The organism is Mobilitalea sibirica (genome assembly GCF_015999265.1).
GTDB classification, from domain to species: domain Bacteria; phylum Bacillota; class Clostridia; order Lachnospirales; family Lachnospiraceae; genus Mobilitalea; species Mobilitalea sibirica.
Genome location: NZ_JAEAGR010000032.1, coordinates 1 through 2,572 on the forward strand (window position 1 = coordinate 1; position 2,572 = coordinate 2,572).

Here is a 2,572-nt window from a genome sequence, read left to right on the forward strand (position 1 = left end):
TGAATATTCCGGCTCACTTTGAGCTATTGTTCCGGTAAGTGAGAGCCACCGTTCCGGTGAAATTAAGCCACTCTTCCGGAGAGTGAGCCATTATGCGGTTTTTCCTTTAGAATGTAATTATGCACTAGTTTTTAGTGTAAATACATTCAAGGGAGGTCATCATATGACCAAGTACAGAGAAATCCTTAGGCTCTACAGCCAAGGAATCAGCCAACGCAGCATTGCTCTTAGCTGTGAGTGCTCTCGCAACACTGTGGCAAAAGTAGTTGCCAGAGCAAAAGAACTTAATATTACGTGGCCATTAAGTTCTGAAATAACCGATGGTGAATTGGAAAAAAAGCTGTTTCCTAATTCACAACAATCCACGACCGTTCCAAGAAAATACCCTGACTTAGAGTATATTCATAAGGAACTGGCTAAAAGTGGGGTTACGCTAAGACTTCTTTGGAGCGAATACTGTGAGGAATGCAGACTTAGTAATGAGATTCCACTTATGTATTCGCAATTCTGCTACCACTACCAGCAGTTTGCTGAGAAGAAACGAGCTACCATGCATATCCCCAGGAAACCCGGTGAACAAATTGAAGTTGACTGGGCCGGACAGACAGCTTCCATTGTTGACAGAGATACCGGTGAAATCATTCCTGCATATGTATTTGTAGGTGTTCTCTCTTACAGCCAGTATGCTTACGTAGAAGCTTTTCTATCACAGGATCAAGAAAGCTGGATAAATGCACATGTAAACATGTACCGTTTCTTTGGGGGTGTAAGCCGCATCCTGATACCGGACAACTTAAAAACCGGAGTAGAAAAAGTATCATGGTATACTCCTGTCATTAACAAAACCTATCATGAAATGTCAGAACACTATGATACTGCTGTAATTCCTGCCAGGGTGCGCAAACCAAAAGATAAACCCAATGCTGAAGGAACCGTCGGGGTTATCTCTACATGGATTATTGCTGCACTCCGTAAGCAAAAATTCTTCAGCCTACAAGAACTTAATACAGCAATCAAGGAAAAACTCAATATTTTCAACAGTAAGCCATTCCAAAAGAGAGAAGGTAGCAGAACCAGCGTCTTTCTTGAGGAAGAAAAATCACTGCTGTTACCGCTACCCACTAATCCATATGAACTGGCAGTCTGGAAACAAGCCACCGTTCAACTTAATTATCACATAACTGTAGATAAAATGCACTACTCAGTTCCTTATGAGTATATAAAGCATAAGGTGGATGTGCGGGTAACGCGTAATGTAATTGAAGTTTTTTACCATAACCATCGTATCTGCTCCCATCCAAGGCTATATGGGCGTGCTGGGCAATATAGCACCAATGATGCACATATGCCGGAAGACCATCAGAATTATGTACAATGGAATGCAGAAAGATTTCTTTCCTGGGCTGAGAAAATTGGTCCAAATACAAATATAACAGTAAAGGCAATCCTTTCTTCCCATAAGGTTGAACAACAGGGTTACAGAAGCTGTTTGGCGTTGCTAAAGCTGGCGGATAAGTATTCTGTTCCAAGGTTAGAAGCTGCCTGTAAAAAAGCACTTTCCTATACGCCTCACCCCAGCTTTAAAAGTGTCAAGACCATTCTTTCAACCGGTCAGGACAAAGTAACCGAAGATAAGACAGCAAAAACAAATGATGATTCTGCTAACTACGGCTTTACTCGTGGTGCAGACTATTATGGGAGGAAATAGATTATGACAAATGAAGCAACTATCAATAAACTAATTGAAATGCGTCTCACCACCATGGCTGATGCGTATCGTCGTCAATTGCAGGAACACTCCCTGGACAATCTTTCATTCGAAGAGCGTCTAGGATTACTTGTTGATATGGAATATACAAGCCGTAAAAATAACCGTCTAAAAAGGCTGATACATAATGCCTGCTTTGATCAGAGTTATGCCTGTATTGCCGATATCAACTACAGTGCCGGCAGAAAACTTGATAAGTCCCAGATTGAACGATTGGCAACCTGCCGATATATTGCAGACAAACATAACATCATTATCATGGGAGCTTCTGGTGCTGGTAAATCTTATCTGGCCTGTGCTTTCGGTATTGAAGCATGTAAGCAGTATTATACGGTTAAATATATCCGTCTTCCTGAACTTCTTACCGATCTAGCTGTAGCCAGAGGAGAAGGCATATACAAAAGGGTAATCAACCAATATCGTAAAGTAAATCTCCTAATACTGGACGAGTGGATGCTGGTATCACTAACAGAAACTGAATCAAGAGATCTCCTTGAAATCATCCATTCCCGTCATAAACAAGCATCTACCATCTTCTGCTCCCAATTCTCACCCGCCGGATGGCATGGAAAGATAGGAGAAGCAACCCTGGCCGATGCTATACTGGATAGGATTGTTCATGATTCCTACACCATCGAAATACATGGTACTGAATCCGATCGCTCCATGAGGGAGATATATGGCATAAAAAATAAATAATATCCGGTAGTGTGGCTCAAGTATACCGGAACGGTGGCTCATTTATTCCGGACGGGTGGCTCACCACCCACCGGAATAGTGGCTCCGCCACACCGGTATACGCAT

Annotated in this window: 2 protein-coding genes; both read left to right on the top strand. The window is 42.2% G+C overall.

Translation table 11 applies throughout. The features are described from left to right. The first annotated feature begins 163 nt into the window (after window positions 1-163). Complete coding sequence (gene istA, locus I5677_RS17005) at window positions 164-1,708, top strand: IS21 family transposase (protein ID WP_197662847.1); 1,545 nt, start codon at window positions 164-166, stop codon at window positions 1,706-1,708. A 3-nt stretch (window positions 1,709-1,711) separates the two neighbouring features. Continuing rightward, window positions 1,712-2,467, top strand: coding sequence for an IS21-like element helper ATPase IstB (gene istB, locus I5677_RS17010; protein ID WP_197662848.1), 756 nt, complete (start codon window positions 1,712-1,714; stop codon window positions 2,465-2,467). Window positions 2,468-2,572: the final 105 nt, after the last annotated feature.